Raw genomic sequence first — 21,070 nt, 5'->3', positions numbered from 1 at the left:
TAATCATGAAGCTTAACCTAAACAAAAAGAACTATAAGAACTTGTCTCAGCAACCGCAATCAATCAACAACAAAATGACGCCTCGCATTGGTGGTGGTCAGGGTGCATGTTCAGGCGGTGCAGCCTGCCATATGGACAAACAAATCGAAGGTGGTGGCTCTGTCTGTATCACTTGGTAAAACAGGCAGGATAACGGGACTGTAAACGTCCCGTTTTATGTTGTACTCCGTGTCCAATCCTACTCAGAAATCCTCCGTGTTCTGCTTTTGTTTGCTGAACTTTCCCGGAGAACACCCAAACCAGCGCTTAAACGCCTTATTAAATGCTGCTTGTTCGTTAAACCCTAACTCTCTTGCCAGCTCGGCAAGTGCCATGGTGCCCAGGAGGTCTTGAGTCCGCCTGAGTCGCTCTTCGGTCAGTAACTGCGAGTAACTGGTATTGCATTGCTTAAGCTGCCTTTGTACCTGACGCACCGATTTATTTAATTCACCAGCCAGCCTGTCCAGCCGACAATCACTGAGATCGCGACGGGCAGCCAGCATGATACGAAGCTGTGTCGCCACGGTATGATGCTGCTGAAGTTGTGCCAGCGCTTTGTCTGACAGACGCTGTAACGCCTCATGCATAACGCAATTCGCCCGCCTGAACGGCAAAGACAGGTAAGCGCGCTGAAACACAATCTGGTTGCAATGCTGACTGCCTACCACAGGGCAACCAAACCACAGCGCCAGCTCTGAGCTCTCAGCCCTGCTCAATGAGCAAGTTAAGTCGACCCGCTCTGGTGAGGCCTGTTGCGTTAACAAGGCACGCACTAAGGCAACCCAGGCGGTCATATTACGCAAAATCACATGACGAGAAGTTCGTGAGTTAGGCACCCAAGCAATAACAGCCCGCTCATCCTGCTGATGAAATTGCGCTTGTCCTATACTGGCCACAAGCTGGTCGTATCTGAGTAGCGCCATCAGCGCCTGATGCAAGTTTTCGCAGCTTTCAACCAGGTAGCCCAGCACGCCATAATCCGCAGACTGGATCTGCTGGCCCAGGTGAAAACCAAACAAAGGATCGTTAGTCAGCTCAGCCCCTGCTTGCAATACCTGCTCATACTCAGCCAAAGGGATCCTCGCCTCCTGCTCAGCGTCCGTGTTACTTTCGTGCCTATTGCTGTTTTCGTGCAACCAGCCTAGCTGCTCCAGGTAGTGGTGCACACTGCTGAAATAGTTTTTATCTAAAGTGTTTTCCATGTCGCATTTGGACAAAATTACGTCGCCTATTCGCAAGATTGCCAGATAATCCTCTCTTACACTAGACAAAACTGTGTATAAGGAAAAACCATGGTCAATGTTCGCTGCCAAAGAAACATCGCCGCCACGCCCCATCAGATAATGGAGACCCTGCTCGATCACCCGAGGTTAGATCGCTTTTTTAATGCCCAGTTCAAAGTCGTGCAAAGCGCTGTACATCCGGCCATTCGTGGTGGTAATGGCTGTATTCGTGAGGTGCGTATGCTGGGGCTCAGATTCTATGAACAGATCCAGCATGCCGATCCCGGTTCAATCCGCTATCAAATCGTCGGCGATTTCCCGGTGAGAAAACACCAGGGAGAGATCCGGCTGCGCCAAATCGACAATAACACCTCGACCCGGATTGATTACCACGTGCGCTTTGCTCCACCCTGGTACCTGCCAGGCTGTATTCTTCGTCGCCTGATCACCCGTGATATCAACCTCGCCCTGACGCGTCTGGAGGCCAGTTATGCTGTCCGTTGAGTGGATCTTGCTACTACTCAGTCCAGTCTTTGTGGTTGCTATAGTGCTGGAATATCACATTGCTCCCGGGCACTACCGACTTAAGGACAGTCTGCACAACGTGGTACTCGCCTTACTCCATCAAAGTGCTGACCTGTTGGCCCTGGGTGTTCTGATGCCGCTGTTTTATTGGTTGCATAAATTGGCACTGTTTGACATTCCCCTGACAGCACTGACACTGCTTGGCGCCTTTTTATTGCAAGACTTCCTTTACTACTGGTTTCATCGAGCTTCGCACAAAGTGCACTGGTTATGGTTAGCACATGTGGTCCATCATAGCTCTGCACACATGAACTTTTCGACGGCCTTTCGCCAAAGCTTGCTTTACCCCTTTGTCGGCATGTGGCTATTCTGGACTCCGATGATCTTACTGGGCTTTGTGCCTGAGCTGGTCCTCGCTGTCGTTGCCATTAACCTCGCTTTTCAATTTTTTGTTCATACTCAACTGATTGGTCAACTGGGCTGGCTGGAGCACGTGTTTAATACCCCCACACATCACCGAATTCACCACGCCAGTAACGCCTGCTATCTCGACAAGAACTTTGCAGGTGTGCTGATCATCTGGGACAAACTGTTTGGCACTTACTCGGACGTACAGCATCAAGAGCAGATCCGTTACGGTATCGTCGGCAGTGCGCCGCAAGATACGCTGCTATCCATCAATTTCCATGAGTGCCGGGTGTTGCTCAGCAAACTGAAAAAAGCTAAGGGATTCAAAGAGAAACTTTACCAACTGCTGTCAGCCCCAAGACATTTAGAGTAAACAACATCAGCCAGCCCGCATAGTTCATTCAAAAAAAGACACTTAATAGTTTACTTTTCCACCCAAAAAAGTAAACTGCACAGTGTAGTTTACTTTTGGATCACACAATGAAAAAGTGGTTTGTTATTTTCGCCATCGTGTTTGGCACTATTACAGGGGGCTGTTCTATGATCTCTAATCTTAATGCACAAGTGCCATCTCAGGGCTACCAGTCAGAGCATTTTCAAAAAGGCCGGTTTCAAAACCTGCACCCAACCGTGCCTGCCAGCCTGAGTAAAACGTTGGCGATCACCTGGCGATTTTTTACTGAAACCAAAGTTGCAGCAGAGCCTGAGCAAGCACTGCCTGTTTCATCGTTAACCCGCGCTGAGTTAAACGCTTTGCCCGATGTCGGCGTACATATCGTTAAGCTTGGTCATTCTTCGGTATTGCTCAAAGTGAATGGGGCTTACTGGCTGTTAGACCCGGTTTTCTCCGAGCGGGCATCCCCCTTTTCATTTATCGGGCCGAGCCGCTTTCATCAGCCACCTATCTCGCTTGATGAACTGCCACCCATTGATAAGGTGCTAATTTCTCACAACCATTATGATCACCTGGACAAACATGCGGTCAAACAACTCAATGCAAAAACGGCCCAGTTTTTAGTACCACTTGGTGTGGAAGGAGATTTGCGCCGCTGGGGTGTAGACGCTGAAAAAATTCATTCATTTGACTGGTGGCAAGAACAGCATGATCAGGACGTGATGGTGGCATTTACCCCCACCCAACATTTTTCCGGGCGTGGCCTGAGCGATGCAAACCGCACATTGTGGGGCTCCTGGGTCATTAAAACCAACCACGAACGCCTTTACTTTAGTGGCGATTCTGGCTACTTCCCCGGTTTCAAAGACATTGGTGAGCGCTATGGCCCCTTTGACTACACACTGATAGAAACGGGCGCTTATGATGCCGACTGGGCCGATATTCATATGACCCCAGAGCAAAGTGTGCAGGCACACCTGGACCTGCGCGGCAAAATCATGATCCCCATTCACAACGGGACCTTTGATCTGGCCTTTCATAGCTGGTATGACCCTTTGGAGCGTGTACATAGCGCAGCGCAGCAGCAAGGTGTTGTGCTCAACACACCAACACCCGGAGAAATCATCACCATTAATCAGGCCTATTTAAACCAAACCTGGTGGCAATCACTAATGGCGCAAGTGAACCGCTAAAACCAACCTGAGACCCTTGTCACTGGCACTTATTTATTCTGCGTCGTGCTTGATGTTTGGCGAGGGTTTCACCTTTTAACAAAAACAGTAACGATAGCTTGAACGCATTTGCATCACAGATATCGGTCCTTTTACAGCAATGACTGACCACACTTAGCATTAATCCCCTAGCCTACGACTAGCATGAAAATGTTTCACGCGCATTTGTGGCTAATTTATAGACAAACAACCATCCTCTCTCTCATCATAACTGCCACTATAAAAACAATAAGGAAAGCTGTTATGACACAACGCGTCTATGAACTGGACCTGCTGCGTTTTATTTGTGCGCTGGGTGTGGTGATCTTTCACTACACCTACACCGGGCATATGGAAGGGTTTGCCCCAATCGCCGACTTTGAGACAGTCCGTGAAGTCACTCGCTATACCTATATGGGTATTAACTTTTTCTTTGTCATCAGTGGATTTGTGATCTTGATGAGCCTGCAAGGGCGCACGCTCAGAGAGTTCTTAACCGCGCGTTTTATCCGGCTTTACCCTGCCTACTGGGCAGCACTTACCATCACTGCGCTGGCCACTTTGCTCTGGGGCAAAGATGTGTTTAAGGTCTCGCTTGGGCAGTACCTGACCAACCTCACCATGGCACAGGAGCTGTTTTCCGTTGCATCGCTGGATAGCGCTTACTGGACACTGTACATCGAGCTCAAGTTTTATCTGTGTATGGTCTTGCTGGTCGCATGCGGACTCATGCCCTATCTCAAAGCCATACTGGCACTGGTCCTGAGCGTCAGTTTGCTAGCGCTGTTTTTGCCCTGGAGCAGTAACATCAATATGTTCGTGGCGATGTTCCCGCACTGGAGTGGCTACTTTGCCTGTGGCTGTGTGTTTTATCTTGTACGCCGTGATGGATTGAACTGGCAAGGGGCAGGTCTGCTGGTACTATCGCTGGCATTTATGATGACACAGTCGGTGTTGTTTGGTGCGCTGATGCAAAGCTGGTTTAATATTCCCTTTCACGGACCCACCATCGCTCTCATCAACGGGATATTCTTTGCATTGCTGTGCCTGACCGCTCTGGCAAAACGTCACCCATTCAGATTTCGTCGCTGGTACTACCTGGGCATACTCACCTATCCTCTGTACCTACTCCACCAGCATTTGGGCTACATGCTGTTTAATCGTTTTGGTAACGAACACAACATTGCCATCCTGGTTGTGTTCACCACACTCGCAATGATAATACTAGCCGGGTTACTCCATTATGGGATTGAAAAACCAGTATCAAGCTGGCTGACACGTCGCACCAAACGCAGTGTTCAGCCGGAACAAGTGGCTAATCAAGTTTAATTGTAGCCACCCGCATCAGTTCAATGCGCCTAACGCTCGGCAGAATAGGGATCTTCTGCCATCAAATAGGCTCTCAGGTCGGCTTTCTGAGGATGGTTATTCAGCCACGCACGAATATCGCGTAATCGCTGGTAAGTTTCATCACCAAACTTATCCTGATAGATATCAGCAAAGTTCTGTTGGCTGGTGTCTTCGCGGATTTGCTGCTGCCACTGCTGGGTTACTAGTTGGTTCAGCGCGCCAGCCAACCCCTCAGCTTTCAGCAAGTGCCACTCTCCTTTATCAAGCCAAATACCGCCAGTGGCGACACTGTAATCTACCCGGTGTGCGCTACTTGCACTGATCCTGAATTTACGCATCAAAGTCCCCGACACTGGACAAAACAGCGCGCGCTTGCTGTCTTCTGCCTCATTGCCAAACTCAATCTGTTCTGCGAATTGATAATCAGGGTTACGCTCTTTCCAGGCGACATAATCCTCTATCAGAATCCAATCTCCCTGGCACTGGTCACAGCTATGCGCCCGAAATAAGCCTTCAATAAACCCAGGGCGCAGCTGGCCTTCACCACAACTTGTGCACTTCATTATATCTCCCGATCCATTATCCATGTGATACACGTGAGTCAGTGTAAAGCAAATAAGCACAGGCCTCAATTTGCGCATTTCGGCAAGTGCGCAAACATTATCAATCGCGCCTGATATACGCTGAGTTTCGTCGCCAACACCACTGTGTGCATCCCGAGATGCTAAACTGATTGACCTGTAACCGAAGCGAGAAAGCACCATGACAACACGTATCACCACACTCAACCACTATCAGCAGCGCCTGCTGCGAGTGATTGACTATATGTATGATCATGTTGATCAGGACCTGGACGTGAATACACTGGCTGACGTGGCCTGTATGTCCTGTTACCACTTCCACCGCATATTTCGTGAGTTTATAGGAGAACCGGTGAACGCCACAGTAAGACGTATGCGCATGTTGAAGGCGGCATCTTACTTAGTTCGCAGCACACTCACACAGCAGCAAATCGCCAGGCGAGTTAACTATGGCAGTGTTGAAGCCTTTAACCGTGCATTCAGCCGCCATTATGGTATGACCCCCAATCAATTTCGCCAGCAACAGCAAAGCGATACCCTGCAAAGCGCTGCGTTTTATCCGACTCAACCACAGGAGTACAATACCATGTACCAGGTAAAACAAACGCAACAAAACGCACTGTTCCTGATTGGCCTGGCCCATCAGGGCGACTATATGCAAATCGGAAAAACCTTCGAAAAACTCGGGATGATGGCAGGCAGCGCAGGCCTCATTAACGAGCAGACCCGTTACTTTGGCATTTACTATGACGACCCACAAACAGTAGAACAGCATAACCTCCGAGCCATGGCCTGTATCACCTTGCCTCCTGACATTGAGTTCGATCAAGACACCTTTGAGGCCATCACCATTCCTGCGGGTAACTTGGTGTCGGTGACTTTCAAGGGGGATTACAGTGAGCTGGAACAACCCTACAACTGGCTGTTTGGCCAATGGCTACCACAAAGTGGGCTGGAATTGGTTGACCACCCGCCATTTGAAGAGTACCTGAATGATACCCGCGATACTGCGCCTCAGGAATTACTCACCCAGATCAATTGCCTGGTACAGGCATAGACACTTGCTGCGCCAACGCGCCCAGCAGTATTTCAACCAATTCATCTGCCTGTTGCTGCGATGATGCTTCGGCATAACAGCGCAGCTCGGGCGCATTGCCCGATTGCCTCAGATGTACGATACACCCATCTTCGAGCACAAAACGGACACCATCCAGTGTGCTGGATATCGTCGGCACGCCATCACACTTAAGCACTTTCGCAAGCTTCTGCGGCTGGGCCTGCAACGCAACTAACAACGCTTCTGAATTGGCCAGTGCAACCCCTTGTAAACGATTGCTGGCAGTGAAACGCACAGCATATTGACGCACTAGCTGAGCCAATGTGACGCCACGTTGCCTGGCCAGATACACGATGGCCAGCAGTGGGAGTAACGCATCCCGGGTCGGCAAACGTTCAATGACTTTATCGTTCATCATGACATCCGAACCCAGCAAAAACCCTCCATTGGCTTCAAACCCGGCAACTGTGGGGTATATATCAGCCAAATGAGTAAGTTGTTCAATCACATATGGAGAGCCTATTCGTGTGCGCCTAACCTGCTTAAACTCTCCACACAGCTCCAGTGAGGTAGTACAGTTCAGTGGGACACTCAGCGCCTCAATATTCAGTGCTTTGGCACATAACAGCCCCAGTATATCGCCTCTAAGCCAATGCCCTGAATGGTCGGCTATCATGGGTCTGTCCCCGTCGCCATCAGTACTGAATACCAGATCTAACCGATGCTCACAGGCCCATTGCCGGGCAAGGGATTTATCTCGTTCGCTGACAGCTTCAGTATCAATCGGGACAAACTCACTGCTGCGTCCCAGGCAAATCACCTTGGCGCCCAGTGCCTCTAACACAGCAACGTATAAATCACGTCCGGCGCTGGTGTGCTGATAGACACCAATGGTCAGCTCGGCGCATAAGTCAGCCGGAAAAACATCCAACATACGAGATAAATACGGTAAACTTATCTTATGATCAGGGTCTGGCAGAGGTTGTATGTTCATTGGGCTTGGGACAGCCCGACAAGCCACAATAGCCGCTTCATCGGCTTTGTCTATTTCACCATAGGGATGATAAAACTTAAGCCCATTGCGGTCAAAGGGAATATGACTGCCAGTCACCATGACCGCCGCCATCTTATTTCGTTGTGCATACAAGGCCAATGCGGGCGTCGGCAACACTCCGGCAAATTGCACTATCATCCCTAAGTCATGTAACGCACTGATACAATTTTGCGCTATCTTAGGGCTGGAAGGACGGTTGTCCATACCCACCACCACCCCACTAAAGCCATAACGAGGTTGCAGTTGTGCAATCATAGCGACCATAAAAGCCTGACACACCTGGGCCGTAAATCCATCATTGAGTCCTCTGGCACCACTGGTGCCAAACTGCACACCACTTTGCGCAATGCGCTGTGCGCAATTAACTGAGGTCATGCGTCCCCCGGGTATAATCATCCTCAAACCGGATAATATCATCCTCTCCCAGATAACTGCCCGATTGCACCTCGATCAGTTGTAAATCAACTTTACCGGGATTGCTGAGCCGATGTACCACAGTGGCTGGAATAAACACCGACTGATCCTCGCATAACAAGCGACGCTCTTCACCGATCTCCACTTCAGCAGTGCCTGACACCACCACCCAATGTTCCGCCCGGTGATAATGCAATTGTCGTGACAGACTATGTCCGGGCCTGACCGTGATCCGCTTCACCAAAAAGCGCTGATCCTGATCAACAATGTCATACTTGCCCCAGGGTCGGTAAACTTCTCTGTGGTCAGTTACTTGTGCTAATTCACGCTCTTTCAGCTCATCCACCAGCGACTTAATCGTCTGACTCTGATTGCGGTGAGCCACCAACAATGCATCTTTGGTATCAACGACCACCAGATCCTGCACCCCAACGGTTGCCACCAGGCGCTCCTGTGCGAAGACCAGGTTATCCCGTGTGTTCAGCGCCATGACATTGCCAATATGGGCATTGTTCTGGGGGTCTTTGCTTAGGGTTTGCCACAGCGCTTCAAAGCTCCCGATGTCGTTCCACTTCGCATTCAGGGGAACGACTGCAGCATGCTCTGTGTGCTCCATTACGGCATAATCTATTGATTCGGAGGGGACCGTTAAAAACGCCTCACGATTGACACGGATGAAATCCAGATCCGCGTGCGGCTGTACCATCGCCTGTTCGCAGGCCTGCAAGATATCAGGTCTGTGCTGGGCCAACTCATTTAAGTATTCACTTGCCTTAAATAAAAATATACCACTGTTCCAGAGATAACCGCCTTGCTCAAGATAGCCTTGTGCTGTTTGCAGATCAGGCTTTTCAATAAACGCTGCGACCTCAGCCCCCATATCATCTCTGGTATCATGGGTAAGGGGCGAACCACATTGAATGTATCCGTACCCTGTATGCGGGCTGTCAGGCACAATACCAAAGGTCACCAATTTACCACCCTGCGCCAAAGTCAGACCCCGTTCAATACTCTGACGGAATGCCGGGACATCACCAATGTGGTGATCAGACGCCAGTACAAGCAATATTGGGTCGTCACCTGTTTTGCAAGCTTTGAGCGCTGCCAGAGCGATGGCTGGTGCCGTGTTGCGCCCTTCTGGTTCTAATATAATCCCACCCGCCTGATAACCAATGGCGCGCATTTGCTCGGCACAAATAAAACGGTGTACCTCATTGCAAATCACCAATGCTGGCTGATGACCATCTGGCTCAAGCCTCAGTAAAGTGTCCTGCAACAGCGTGTGCTCAAAGCCCAGCTGCAAAAACTGTTTAGGGTAGCGTTCGCGCGACATGGGCCATAACCGGGTTCCGGAGCCACCACACAAAATAACCGGTAATATCATATTTACTCCCAGACACCCTAACTGTATCACTGTTCAACTTTACCCATTCACCATTTTACTCGCAGAGTATCTGCCGGAGCAATGCTTCGTGCTTCACTCACGGTTCACGCTGATGTACTACACTCTGTTATCGCGTTACTGACCCCCAGATTGATAATCCGATGTATGATATGATCTTGCGACGCCTTTACTGGCAACCAAGGAACTGTCCAAAACCCAACTGCACCCCGTGCAGGTCCAAGGAGCTTTAACATGTCGGGTACGACCCCCATTCATTCCATCGCCGTGTTTGTTTTCTTTTTTATCTTCTTATTGCAAACGGGCATTCAGGCTCAAGCCAAAGTCATGCAGCAACCAAAACTGGCCATTGTTGGCTCGGGACCCCTGGTCGCTAAAGGATCCAGCCAGTCTATTCCAATTACCTATCAGCACATCGATGCCGTGGATGTGGAATTGCTGCGCCTCAACAGTGCACATGACTTTCTTAGCCGTTACTACCTGACAGACAAGCTCTATCCCAGTTCACTGGATAGACTGCAATACACCTACGACAGTGTCTTTGCCGACCGATTTACGCTGCCCAACAGCACCAAAACAAGCACCCAGTCCGCCCGATTACCAATCCCCAAATCCCTCCCCAGTGGCTGGTACATCATCGTATTAAAAGCCCCTGGCATGTTTAATGATTTACAGGCAAAGCACCTGTTACTCACCGACTTGGGCATACAGGCCAAAGTGTTTAAACGCCATGCCAGCTTTCAGATAAATCGGCTGTCCAATGGGTTGCCGGTCGCAGGTGCCAGGGTTAAGGCCTACCGCAAGCATGAACTGCTGCGCGAGGCCAAAACCGATACCCAGGGCACCGTACATTTTGACATCACACTGAACCGCGATGACATCATCGTTGCTGAGTATGGTGAGCAGGACGAACCTGATCTGGCATTGCTGCCCATCAAGGAAGTCCCACTGGATTTATCAGATTACCAGATTGGTGGCCGACCCTATCAGGAGCAGGAAGCCTACATATACAGCAACCGAGATTTGGTAAAACCGGGTGAGACTCTACCCGTAAACATTCTTTTGCGGGATGCCGATGGCGTTGCGATTGTTGAGCAGCCCGTTACGCTCAGCGTAACCAATCCCTTGCAAGAGGAAATGCTCCGCGAACAACTCATCCCTCAACAGGGCGGCTTCTTTAGTAAACACCTGCATACAGGGAAAAGCTGGCCAACCGGGCGCTACAAAGTGTCAGTAATGCTCGACCCCACTGCGCAGTCCGCAATCGGTCATTTTGAGTTTCAATTGGAAGAGTTTGTGCCTGAACGCATGGATTTGACCTTCAGCGGACAACAGCCATTCATCAGTGCAGGCTCCTCCTTGGCGGTCTCAGTACAAGGGCGTTATTTGTTTGGCAGCCCCGCGGCAGGCAATACCTTGAAAGCCAGTCTGGTTCATTCTGCCGTGCGCCACTATCCGGGTCCCTATGCCGCTTTTTTTGTGGGCGAAGACTTTTACCTGAGCAACCATTTTCAGACCCTGCCAGATCAGCGCTTATCTGAACAAGGAACACTGGCACTGACCCTGCCCACAGTGCCTGCCGGGGCACTCAAAAGCCCGGTAAAAACCCAGGTGAATCTAAGCCTGCTTGAGTCCGGCGGCGCGGCGGTGCAACGCCAGCTAAGCTACACCAGCTGGAAATCACACCCACTGCCGGCGGTGAAACCCGCACAAGCAGAATTTAAATACGCCACGGACGCCGAGTTTGAACTTGCACTGTTGAGTCCGGACGGTCAGCAGTTAACAAGTGGTGAGCTGGAGGTCGAACTCAGTTACGACCAGGGTCGTTACTTCTGGTTTTATGAAGAAGGCATCGGCTGGCGTCGCCAGTCTCAGCCACAGTGGCGCAGTGAAGCCAGGCAAACCGTCAACCTAAACCAGAACACTCACACCGTGCGCTTCCCGGTAGATTGGGGCAACTATCGGCTAACCGTCACTGACGTAAACAGTCAGATCAAAACCGTTTATGACTTTTACGCTGGCTGGTATCGGGGTTACCAGCAACTGAAGGCCAAACCACAACACCTTACTATACAACTGGATAAAACCCATTATCAGGCCGGTGAAGTCGTGACGGTCGAATTGGATGTCCCGACTGATGGACAGTTGCAGTTGGCGCTGGAGACCGACAAAGTACTGTGGTCACAAAGCCACACCGTACGCAAAGGAAAAACGACGCTGCGCGTCCCATTAGATAAAACACTGGCACGCCACGACCTGTATCTCAGTGCGACCTTGCTCAGTGGCCAATCCAGCACGCTGCAACGTCATTTTGGGATTGTCCCCGTCAAGCTGGCGCGCGAAGACCGCGAGCTGGTGCTTAGCCTGACTTTACCAGACAAAATAGAGCCACTCAAACCACTCACCGTCGAGATCCAGGCTGACAATGTGGCGGGATCTGAGGCCGACCAGGGCTGGGTAACTTTGTCCGTAGTGGATAAAGGGATCCTGAACCTGAGCCGCTATTACCCGGTAGACCCGCATCATTACCTGTTCAATCACCGCCGTTACGGAGGTGATGTGGTTGATTTATACTCTCGACGCTATGATAACCGCCCCGACCCGTTTGCGCAGTCCCGCTTTGGCAGTGACAGCAATGAACGCAGTGACAACCGCAATGATAACCTGGTCGAAAGCAAAACCGTGATCCTGATGACTCAGCCGGTGCAGCTGATTGACGGCAAAGCAAGCATCACGCTCGACATGCCAGACTACAACGGCGAAGTTCAAATCGTTGCGACCGCGTTCAATCAATCTCAGGTAGGTCACTACGTCGACTCCCGACCGGTCAGCGCCCCTGTTATTTCAGAGCTCAGCGTTCCGCGCTTTTTAGTCCCGGGTGATGAAACTTCCGTCACGCTGGACTTGCATAACGTCAGTGGCCATGAGCAGGCCTTATCGGTCAGCCTCCAGCCTTCTGGCCCTGTTCAGTTTACCGAAGACACCTCTTTTACAATGACGCTGGACGACCAAGCGCATTGGAGCAAGACTCTGCGCCTGGTGGTTGCCAACACTCCCTTGTCACACACAGCAACAGTGCAAATTGAACTGCAAAGTACAGACATCACACAAACACGTAGCTGGTCTGTGCCCATCAAAGCCATTGAGCCTGACATAGTACAGGCCACCAGCCTGATGCTCTCTCCCGGACAGAGCCATCAAATCAGTCCGGCACTTTGGCAGGGATTGCACGTCGATAAAACAGATGCAGGTACTCTTTACGCCAGTCATACGCCCAGATTACCTATTCGGGAATATGCCGCCGCTTTGCGTGCCTATCCCTATGGCTGTGCAGAGCAAACCACCAGCAAGGTCTGGCCGTTTCTGCTCGAACACCCGCAGCTTGATGGTGCTTTACAACAGGCACTGCAAAGCAAACTGGCTGAAGCTGAACAACTAAACGACCCTCGCACACTGGTCAGTCAGGCAGTGCAACGACTCAAGACTATGCAAAAGCCCAGTGGAGGTTTTGCTTTGTGGGATAGCCAGGGCGCAGAACATCCCTGGTTAAGCGCTTATGTCACAGAATTTTTGACCAAGGCGCAAAACCGTTTTCCGGGCACAGTCCCGCATAGTATGCTCAACCGAGCACACTATCGCATGCTCAGATATACCCGGGATAGCCTGGTTGATGACCTTAGCCAGGATGCGTATGAAGCAACCGCGGCAAAGAGCTTCGCGGCTTATCTTGCCAGTCAGCGCGGTCAGGTGAGCTACAGCGACTTAGAGTCCTTGCGGATCACCGACTATCCCTCCAGGTTAAGTATACTGCACATGACGTCGGCACTGGCCAATGTCGGTGCTACCCAACAGGCTGCGTTACTACTCAGACAAGCCAGCACACTTAATCGTACTGGCACCTATTTTGCCGATTACGGTTCTGCCTTACGTGACGACGCCCAATCAGCGCTGATACTGGCGAAACTGGCAAAGCATGCTGCACTACGCACTCAGTCACGTGCGCTGCAGACAAGCTTGCTGGAGCAACTGCCAGATCAAGCCCTGAAAACCTGGCTCAGTACGCAAGAGCGTGCTGCTTTGCTGCGTACTGCCGTACACGTCAATAAGGCCGACCCAGACAACCCGGTGCGACTGGAAATTAATGATCAGCAATTGCAACACCCTGCGGTGATCAGTCATACACTTGCGCAAACGATGACACTACGCAACCCACATGACGAACCTGTTTATATCCAATTGATGGCTAAAGGCCGTCTCAAACTGGATCCCAGTATCGCTAATGAGATTAGCCCGTTTAACACTCTGGAAACCAAGCGTATGGTCAGACGCTTGTTTGACTTAAACGGTCAACCTTTGGATAAGGCCCGTTTCAAAGTCGGTGAGCGTGTGATCGTGGTGCTTGATGTACAAACTAAAGAGCCCGTACCGGATGCACTCTTAATTGAACGTATACCCGCAGGATTTGTGCTTGAGAACCCGGCATTAATGCAAGGGTTTCCAGTCTCACAATTACTGCCTGAACACGTCACATTGGCCCCCACAGAGCACACTGAGTACCGCAACGATCGTTATGTTGCAGCACTCAAGCTCACGACCCAAAAATACCAGTTTGCTTATATACTCCGAGCAGAAGTGCCTGGAGTTTACCAGGTACCACCCAGTTATTTGGAATCTATGTACCGACCCCATAAACATGTCATTTACTGGCAATACCCGTATCAATTAGAGGTCGAGCGCTGATATGTCACAGGGGCACCAACGTGATATCGGCTAAGCCAATGCGATCTCCTGGCTACCCCGGTCGAATTATTCTGACGATTGGGGGGCTGGGTCTGCTGTTACTGAGTTGGCTGGACTGGCAATACCCATTGCCCCAGCCCTACCCGGATGGTCCTGCCACTGTGGTTACGGCACGTGATGGACAACAATTACGTGCCTTCAGCGACAACCGAGGCGTGCATCGCTATCGGATTTCCCTGGAACAGGTTGATCCATTTTATGTGACTGCCCTGCTGGATTACGAAGATCGCTGGTTTTACTATCACCCTGGCGTCAACCCACTGGCACTGTGCAGAGCACTGTGGCAATGGCTGGTCCATGGCCGGATTATTTCTGGCGGTTCAACCCTGACCATGCAAGTGGCCCGGCTACTTGACCCACATGAACGCTCAGTTCCCGGAAAACTAAAGCAAATTGCCAGAGCCATACAACTGGAATGGCACTATAGCAAAGCAGAGATCCTCACTTTATATCTCAATCTGGCACCATTTGGCGGAAATATTGAGGGCGTTGAAGCCGCATCGCGACGTTACTTTAACAAGCCCGCCAGGCACTTATCGATTAACCAGTCTGCCTTATTAGTCGTATTACCCCAAAAGCCGTCCTACAACCGCCCGGATCGTTACCCCGAGCGCGCCAGAGCCATGCGTAACAAAGTACTCCGGCGACTGGCCGACAGCCAACTGGTGAATCCTGAGCAGCTAGGGCTGTTGAGCCGCGAGCCTGTGAGCTTATCCTCCGATGCTCAACCGCCTCTGGCCCCGTTGTTAAGCCGTCAGCTAAAACGCCAATATCCGGGACAGCATGTGATCCGTACTACTCTGGATCATACGCTACAGCAGCGCCTCAGCAAATTACTGACGCATACAAAACACAGGTTGACCGGAAAAAGTTCAGCGGCTGTTCTGATAGTGCATAATCAGCACGCTGAAGTATTGGCATACCAAGGCTCCGTTGATTTTCGCGACGATAGTCGGTTCGCTCATGTCGATATGATCCGCGCGGTACGCTCCCCAGGTTCAACATTAAAACCTTTTATTTATGGGCTGGGACTGGATCTGGGCCTGATCCACAGTCAAAGCCTGATGAGCGATATCCCCAGCAGTTTTGACGGCTATAAGCCGCAAAATCTGACCGGACAGTTTAGTGGGCCGGTGAGCGCCAGCAAAGCTTTGCAACACTCTCTCAATGTGCCGGCTATTCAGTTGCTTCACCGGATCGGTGCAGAGCGTTTTGAACAACAACTGAGCAATGCCCAGGTTAAGCTACATCATCAACATGCAAACCTCGCTGTCGGACTGGGTGGCACCGGGATTGAACTAATCGAACTGGCAAGGTTATACAGATCACTGGCCAGTCAGGGCAAAGTCAGAGACTTATCTCTTATCGCACACCACCCGCACTTGCCGCGCTCAGACTATGCTTTGCTTTCTCCTGCTGCCAGCTGGATCACATTTGAAATGCTTAGCCAGTTGTCGGCACCGGATCGAGTCGTCCCCAGCAATCGTCGCAAAATCGCCTGGAAAACCGGCACCAGCTATGGTTACCGGGATTTCTGGGCAGTTGGCGTCAGCGCAGACTACACGGTGGCAGTCTGGGTAGGACGCCCCGATGCCAGCCCAATAGTCGGATACCTCGGAGCAACACGCGCTGCGCCTTTGATGTTTGATGTCTTTGACTTGCTTCCCGCTGATGTGCACAGGCTCGCTTTACCTGCTCAGGTCAAGCCAGTACAGATCTGCTGGCCGGGTGGTCTGGCACACCAAAATACCCCAAACAGTGCTTGCCAAACACAGTTATCAGCCTACACCCTCAATGGCATGACACCGCCCACAATGCACAGCCAGGGGCATTTTATGACTAAGCCCGGCTGGCCTGATGACCTTGCCAGCTGGCTTGAACGACACAATGCCCCGACTCAAAACACGGACAATCAGCGGATCCGTATCATCCAACCACGCAGTGGTCAGCATTATTATCGCCAGCAAGTATCAAAAATAGAGTTAACGGTATCGGGGGGAGGTGATCCGCAAGATAAAGCAGTTCGCTGGTATATCAATCATGAACCACATGCGTCAACCACGCTGCCTTTATCTGATTATCAGGGCAATGTGGTGATCACGGCTTGCTTTGCCGAACACTGTGACCAGCAAAACATCGTCATACATCCCTAATGTAAGCATTGTATTATTGCATTGCGGTTTTTAGATAGCCCACCACAGTGTGTAAATCAACCAGGCGCTGTTGTGCCTCTTCTTTGCTTATTCCCTGGATAGCCTCATAATCATCAAGGAAAATGGCACTGTCATAGTCACCCGTTGTGGCATTTTTAACGTATACCAGCACGTAGCAATAACGCAAAATAGAATCCAGATAGCGGAAAAATTCGATGTCGTCGGCACTGAGGTCCGGTTTTACTCCGCTGCCAAGCCGATTTATAAACACCTGCTTAACATAAACACTTTGACTTCCCTTTATGTACTTAACAACACCGTAACAGCCACTGTTATTTATTGATTCAGAGAAGATATCTGCGACTGGAAGTAAGTCTGGCTGATGCATAATCCCGTTCCTGATAACATTAGTTTCATATAATGTTAGAACAAAATTACAAAATGACTATAAAATGACATTAATAAAACCCCAAAAGAGTGCGTAAGCCCCCTTTTGGGGAAAGTTTAACCTGATAGTGAGGCAGCTACATTAATGCATTACCTGCGTCTGTTAGACACTGCGTGTTGCCAGTGCCGGAGACACTCTGGCCGCCATCCACGCAGGCTGACACACAGCCAGCTGACCAACAATAAGAATAACCCCTGCGACCTGAAGTAAATAAATAACGGGTACAGGTGCCATATCAAAGTGATTAACCAGCTGAACATTCGCAAGCAGCGCGCAGATCACACCTAACACAATGCCGATGAAGGTCACAATTGCATTCTCTGCCATACAGTAACGTAAAATGTCTCCCCGACTGGCGCCCAGTGCCCTGCGCGTACCTATTTGCTTGCGACGTTTTACAATGGTAAAACGCGCCTGACCAAAAATTCCCAGCAATGTCAGGAGCACCAGCCCCACAATGACCCAGTACAGAGTCTTGATCGCCGCAGTCTCGGATTTGAACTTGTCTTCACGCATCTGCTGATAGTCCATCACTTTATCCAAATGGCGACCCGGTGTCTTCATAAGCTGCTCTACGACCTGTAGTTTTGCCTGCTCAAGCTCCCCTAGCCGGGCGCGTACCAGGACCTTATAGTCACTGCTGATGTGCCGTAACGGAACCAATACCGTATTGGCATGGGAATACCAGTTAGGCCAGACTGATTTCAACTCTTTGACCACGCCCTTCACAATGTAAGGCTCATAATTCAAATAAACAGTAGTGCCCAATATCGCACGCCAGTCATCCGGGTAAAAGCGCTCTGCAAACCCTTTAGATACAATCGCTTGTGTGACATCTGCACTATAATCTATCGAGTCTTGTACCTCACCTTCTGTTGGCGCCTCACCTGCGATTAACTCCAACCCCATCGTGTTGATGGCATGCTCATCTCCGGTGTAGTAACCCGTATAGATATTCATGTCTTCATCAGTTGGGCCCAACCCAGTCAGTGCATAACTTCCCCAGTCGCTCAACGGGAATGAATTCATGACAGTCACATTTTCAACACTGGGTAAGCTACGAATATCCCGTAAATCCTGTTTGACCAGCGCGATCATTTCTTCTGGTTCACTGCTTTGTACGTTGGTCTGAAATGTGAAAATCACGTCTTCATCCAGTCCACTGGGTTCAATCAGCAGTGCCTCCTTTTGGATGATCAGATATACCGCATTCACCAAAATCGTAAAAGTGACAGCAATTTGTAGTATCAATAATAGTGGCGCTGATTTAGCACGCCACAGAGTGTTTAGTATCGGTTTTAAATCATTCATTGCCTGGCTCCTATAAGCTCTTCAGCTGAGCAGAAGGCTGCGTTTGCGCCGCCCGATAGATTGGCCACAAGCCAAACAAAGTGCTACAAAGCACCGCCAAAACAACGGTCATCACCACCAATGGAAAGCTCATTTGCATTAGACCCGCAGGCAAGTGTGCAAATATATCTGCAGTTATGCGCAGACCCAGTTGTGCCAGGGCCAGCCCCAGGAATCCCCCTAAGATGCCAATCAACACAGTTTCACAACCGAACTGCAGTGCGATGTGTTGCTTACTGGCCCCCACAGCTCTGCGCAACCCCACCTCTGCGCCTTTGCCGTAAAACTTTATCAGCATCAGGCCCATACAATTGAGCAGGCAAGCGACAAGAAATGCAGCGGCTAACCAGACAGCAATGAAGTCGTCATCTTCCACCACATGGTCTTCAATGAGCGACTCATTGATATTGAAAATCTTACTCAGGTTCTCTCGCGCAAATCGCCCACCTCTTTTTTGCTCTTCGACATAGGCATTAATATAATCCATGTAATCGCCGCGATGCATAGCGGCTTCCAATTCAACCCAATAGCGGATCCATACACACTCAGATGCCAGGAAGGTTTCCAGTGTGCCATCACCCAATGGCGCCCAGCATTGCCAGCCCATTTCGCCTTTCGACAACAGATTGTTGTTGACCTGAAATTGAAAGGGGGTGAACAAAGGGAAAGGCAAATTATGCGCGTGATGTGGTCCGTGAAATACCTGAGGAAGGGGCGACCAGCTGTCAATCACCCCGACTATTCTTGCCAGGTGTTTTCCGATATACACGTGCTGTCCGACTGAGTTAGCACCCGAGAATAGCCGGTCGTTTGTTTGCCTGTCCAGGATAACCAATGCAGCCCCTTCCCGGTCCGCTTGATCTGACCAGGGAGCACCATACAAAAATGGCACATTAAACATGGTGAAAAAATCATTATTGACGGAATTGAAGCGCAGCATTTTGGCTTCTTTGTCGGTTTGACTTTCACTGCGCACCATACTTTTGTACATCACCGCCGCACTTTGCCGCAGGCCTTTGCTGTCCTCTAACAAATTCATGGTGTCCATATAGGTCAGCATAGGTGGGATCACTTCCTCCCCTTTAGCCAGTTGATACGCTTTATCCGGACTCCAGCTACTGAGGCGCACGGAGAAAACTCGCTCACTTTTTTCAGGTAAGGGATCTTGTGCCATCATAATGCTGACGGTCGAGGTGATCATAGTGGCCGCAATGCCCATCGCGATCGTGCCAATCATCAGAATACTTAACAACGGCGTCTTTTTCAGACTGAGCCAGGCAAGTTTGAAGTAGTAGCCGATTAACATACCCACCTCCCCGAAATGGATTGATTAGGGGGCTTAATAGGTACAAACAAGGTCGACCGATTTGAATTGAATCGCATATTTATTCCTTTATTATTTTAATTATATTTCCTTTAGATACAGGTCACATCATGTGACCTGTACTTTAAACACTGCGTGTCGCCAGCGCCGGCGAAACACGCGCAGCCTGCCACGCAGGCTGAAACACAGCACATTGACCAGCAAACAGGATAATCACTGCGCCTGTCGTCAAGTAATCGGCCGGTACCGGCGCGAGACCGAAATAGCTCACCAGCTGCGTATTGACCAAAACGGCACAGAGTATGCCAATGACCACGCCAATCAACGTCACAATAAAATTCTCTAACATATAGTAACGCAACACCTGAAACTGATTGGCCCCGAGCGCACGACGGGTGCCAATTTGCTTACGGCGCTTCAAAATTGCAAACCGGGCCTGACCGAAAATGGCCAGCATAGTCAGGAGCAATAATCCCACCAGAACCAGTTGCAACGTTTGCAACTCAGCTACATCTGTTCGGTAGCTTTCCTCTCGGATCTGACTAAACGGTTTGAGCTTATCGATTTGCCTGCCAGGCGTCATCAGCAGCAGACCTTTGACATCCAGCATTGCCTGATCCAGCGCAGCCGGCTTTGCTTTTACCATAATGCCCACTTTGTCCCGAACTTCAAATGTGGGGGACAATACAGCATGCTCAAAGAGCCGCCAAAAGCTCCAGACCGCCTTGAGATCGTCCACAACACCAATCACCTGCTGTGGTTCATTGTGCACATACAGAGTCTTGCCGAGCACATCACGCCAGTTATCAGGATGCAATGTTTGCGCGAGCGCTCTGGAAATCACCACTTTCCCGCCAGACCGTGCCCCAAAAAAAGAGTGCGAGACATCACTTCTTTCAAACCATTGGCCTGCGACTAGTTGCAAATCCAGGGTATCGAGGCTGTCATAATTACTGCCGTAATAACCGCTCGAGGTGAGCTTGTCTTCATCAGCCGGGCCATAACCAATATCAACAGAGCGACCATACCCACTCAGGGGCACAGAGGTCACAGGGATGGCATTATCGACACTGTCCAGGCCTTTAATATCGCGTATTGCTTGCTCAAACTCAGCAACTCGGGCTTCCCCGGTTTCCTGTAAGTTGATAAACAGGGAAAACACCTGCTTTTCGTTGACACCACTGGGCGCTGTCACTTTTTCGTGCTTTTGCATCACCATATAAACGGCATTGACAAAAATGGTAAATGTCACGGCTATCTGTAACACCAACAGCAAAGGAGACGTTTTACTGTGCCAAAGAGATTTAAGAATGACGGTAAAATCCTTCATGACTTCC

16 protein-coding genes are annotated in these 21,070 nt (G+C 50.3%); 8 read left to right on the top strand and 8 right to left on the bottom strand.

Annotated features, from left to right (window positions below):
• Positions 1–5 precede the first annotated feature (5 nt).
• Positions 6–179 (top strand): hypothetical protein, encoded by a 174-nt coding sequence (locus QNM19_RS19550; RefSeq protein ID WP_156202181.1) that lies wholly within the window; start codon positions 6–8, stop codon positions 177–179.
• Positions 180–242: 63 nt separating this feature from the next.
• Here the strand turns inward: QNM19_RS19550 and QNM19_RS19545 are convergent, their stop codons facing one another.
• Positions 243–1,241 (bottom strand): AraC family transcriptional regulator, encoded by a 999-nt coding sequence (locus QNM19_RS19545; protein ID WP_049863560.1) that lies wholly within the window; start codon positions 1,239–1,241, stop codon positions 243–245.
• Between the two features lie 90 nt (positions 1,242–1,331).
• Here QNM19_RS19545 and QNM19_RS19540 point away from each other — a divergent pair, with 90 nt between their 5' ends.
• From QNM19_RS19540 to QNM19_RS19525, 4 genes are all read left to right on the top strand, one after another.
• On the top strand, positions 1,332–1,766 hold the full coding sequence (locus QNM19_RS19540; RefSeq protein WP_049863558.1) for an SRPBCC family protein: 435 nt from the start codon (positions 1,332–1,334) through the stop codon (positions 1,764–1,766).
• Positions 1,753–2,568, top strand: a complete 816-nt coding sequence (locus QNM19_RS19535) for a sterol desaturase family protein (RefSeq protein ID WP_049863556.1) — start codon at positions 1,753–1,755, stop codon at positions 2,566–2,568. Before QNM19_RS19540 ends, QNM19_RS19535 begins: the two co-directional genes overlap by 14 nt.
• A 107-nt stretch (positions 2,569–2,675) precedes the next feature.
• Positions 2,676–3,782 (top strand): MBL fold metallo-hydrolase, encoded by a 1,107-nt coding sequence (locus QNM19_RS19530; protein ID WP_417712663.1) that lies wholly within the window; start codon positions 2,676–2,678, stop codon positions 3,780–3,782.
• A 282-nt stretch (positions 3,783–4,064) separates the two neighbouring features.
• Complete coding sequence (locus tag QNM19_RS19525; RefSeq protein WP_049863555.1) at positions 4,065–5,129, top strand: acyltransferase family protein; 1,065 nt, start codon at positions 4,065–4,067, stop codon at positions 5,127–5,129.
• A gap of 29 nt (positions 5,130–5,158) precedes the next feature.
• Here QNM19_RS19525 and QNM19_RS19520 read toward each other — a convergent pair whose 3' ends face one another.
• Positions 5,159–5,713: a TFIIB-type zinc ribbon-containing protein gene (locus QNM19_RS19520; protein WP_049863562.1), complete on the bottom strand. Its 555-nt coding sequence runs from the start codon at positions 5,711–5,713 to the stop codon at positions 5,159–5,161.
• A gap of 199 nt (positions 5,714–5,912) precedes the next feature.
• Here QNM19_RS19520 and QNM19_RS19515 point away from each other — a divergent pair, with 199 nt between their 5' ends.
• Entirely contained in the window at positions 5,913–6,788 is an 876-nt protein-coding gene (locus tag QNM19_RS19515) for an AraC family transcriptional regulator (RefSeq protein WP_049863554.1), read from the top strand.
• Here the strand turns inward: QNM19_RS19515 and QNM19_RS19510 are convergent.
• Together QNM19_RS19510 and QNM19_RS19505 are read right to left on the bottom strand one after the other, a co-directional pair.
• The gene (locus QNM19_RS19510) at positions 6,766–8,217 is read right to left on the bottom strand and encodes a phosphomannomutase (protein ID WP_049863552.1); all 1,452 of its coding nucleotides are present in this window, start codon (positions 8,215–8,217) and stop codon (positions 6,766–6,768) included. The genes QNM19_RS19515 and QNM19_RS19510 overlap by 23 nt on opposite strands.
• Positions 8,204–9,640, bottom strand: a complete 1,437-nt coding sequence (locus QNM19_RS19505; protein ID WP_049863551.1) for a mannose-1-phosphate guanylyltransferase/mannose-6-phosphate isomerase — start codon at positions 9,638–9,640, stop codon at positions 8,204–8,206. Before QNM19_RS19505 ends, QNM19_RS19510 begins: the two co-directional genes overlap by 14 nt.
• A gap of 252 nt (positions 9,641–9,892) precedes the next feature.
• On the opposite strand from QNM19_RS19505, the gene QNM19_RS19500 reads away from it, so the two are divergent.
• Positions 9,893–14,398 (top strand): alpha-2-macroglobulin family protein, encoded by a 4,506-nt coding sequence (locus QNM19_RS19500; protein ID WP_049863550.1) that lies wholly within the window; start codon positions 9,893–9,895, stop codon positions 14,396–14,398.
• Positions 14,399–14,436: 38 nt separating this feature from the next.
• Positions 14,437–16,611 (top strand): penicillin-binding protein 1C, encoded by a 2,175-nt coding sequence (gene pbpC, locus QNM19_RS19495; RefSeq protein ID WP_284027121.1) that lies wholly within the window; start codon positions 14,437–14,439, stop codon positions 16,609–16,611.
• Between the two features lie 13 nt (positions 16,612–16,624).
• Here pbpC and QNM19_RS19490 read toward each other — a convergent pair whose 3' ends face one another.
• The 4 genes from QNM19_RS19490 to QNM19_RS19475 all read right to left on the bottom strand — a co-directional run bounded on the left by QNM19_RS19490 (position 16,625) and on the right by QNM19_RS19475 (position 21,063).
• On the bottom strand, positions 16,625–16,999 hold the full coding sequence (locus QNM19_RS19490; RefSeq protein WP_049863549.1) for a hypothetical protein: 375 nt from the start codon (positions 16,997–16,999) through the stop codon (positions 16,625–16,627).
• Positions 17,000–17,161: 162 nt separating this feature from the next.
• Positions 17,162–18,370 carry an ABC transporter permease gene (locus tag QNM19_RS19485; RefSeq protein WP_049863548.1) on the bottom strand — a complete coding sequence of 403 codons (1,209 nt, stop codon included), beginning with the start codon at positions 18,368–18,370 and terminating at the stop codon, positions 17,162–17,164.
• Positions 18,371–18,380: 10 nt separating this feature from the next.
• Entirely contained in the window at positions 18,381–19,715 is a 1,335-nt protein-coding gene (locus QNM19_RS19480) for an ABC transporter permease (protein WP_049863546.1), read from the bottom strand.
• A gap of 142 nt (positions 19,716–19,857) precedes the next feature.
• Positions 19,858–21,063, bottom strand: coding sequence for an ABC transporter permease (locus QNM19_RS19475; protein WP_049863545.1), 1,206 nt, complete (start codon positions 21,061–21,063; stop codon positions 19,858–19,860).
• Positions 21,064–21,070: the final 7 nt, after the last annotated feature.

Source organism: Pseudoalteromonas ardens, from assembly GCF_030125445.1.
Lineage (GTDB): Bacteria > Pseudomonadota > Gammaproteobacteria > Enterobacterales > Alteromonadaceae > Pseudoalteromonas > Pseudoalteromonas ardens.
This window is presented reverse-complemented; position numbering and strand designations above follow the sequence as displayed.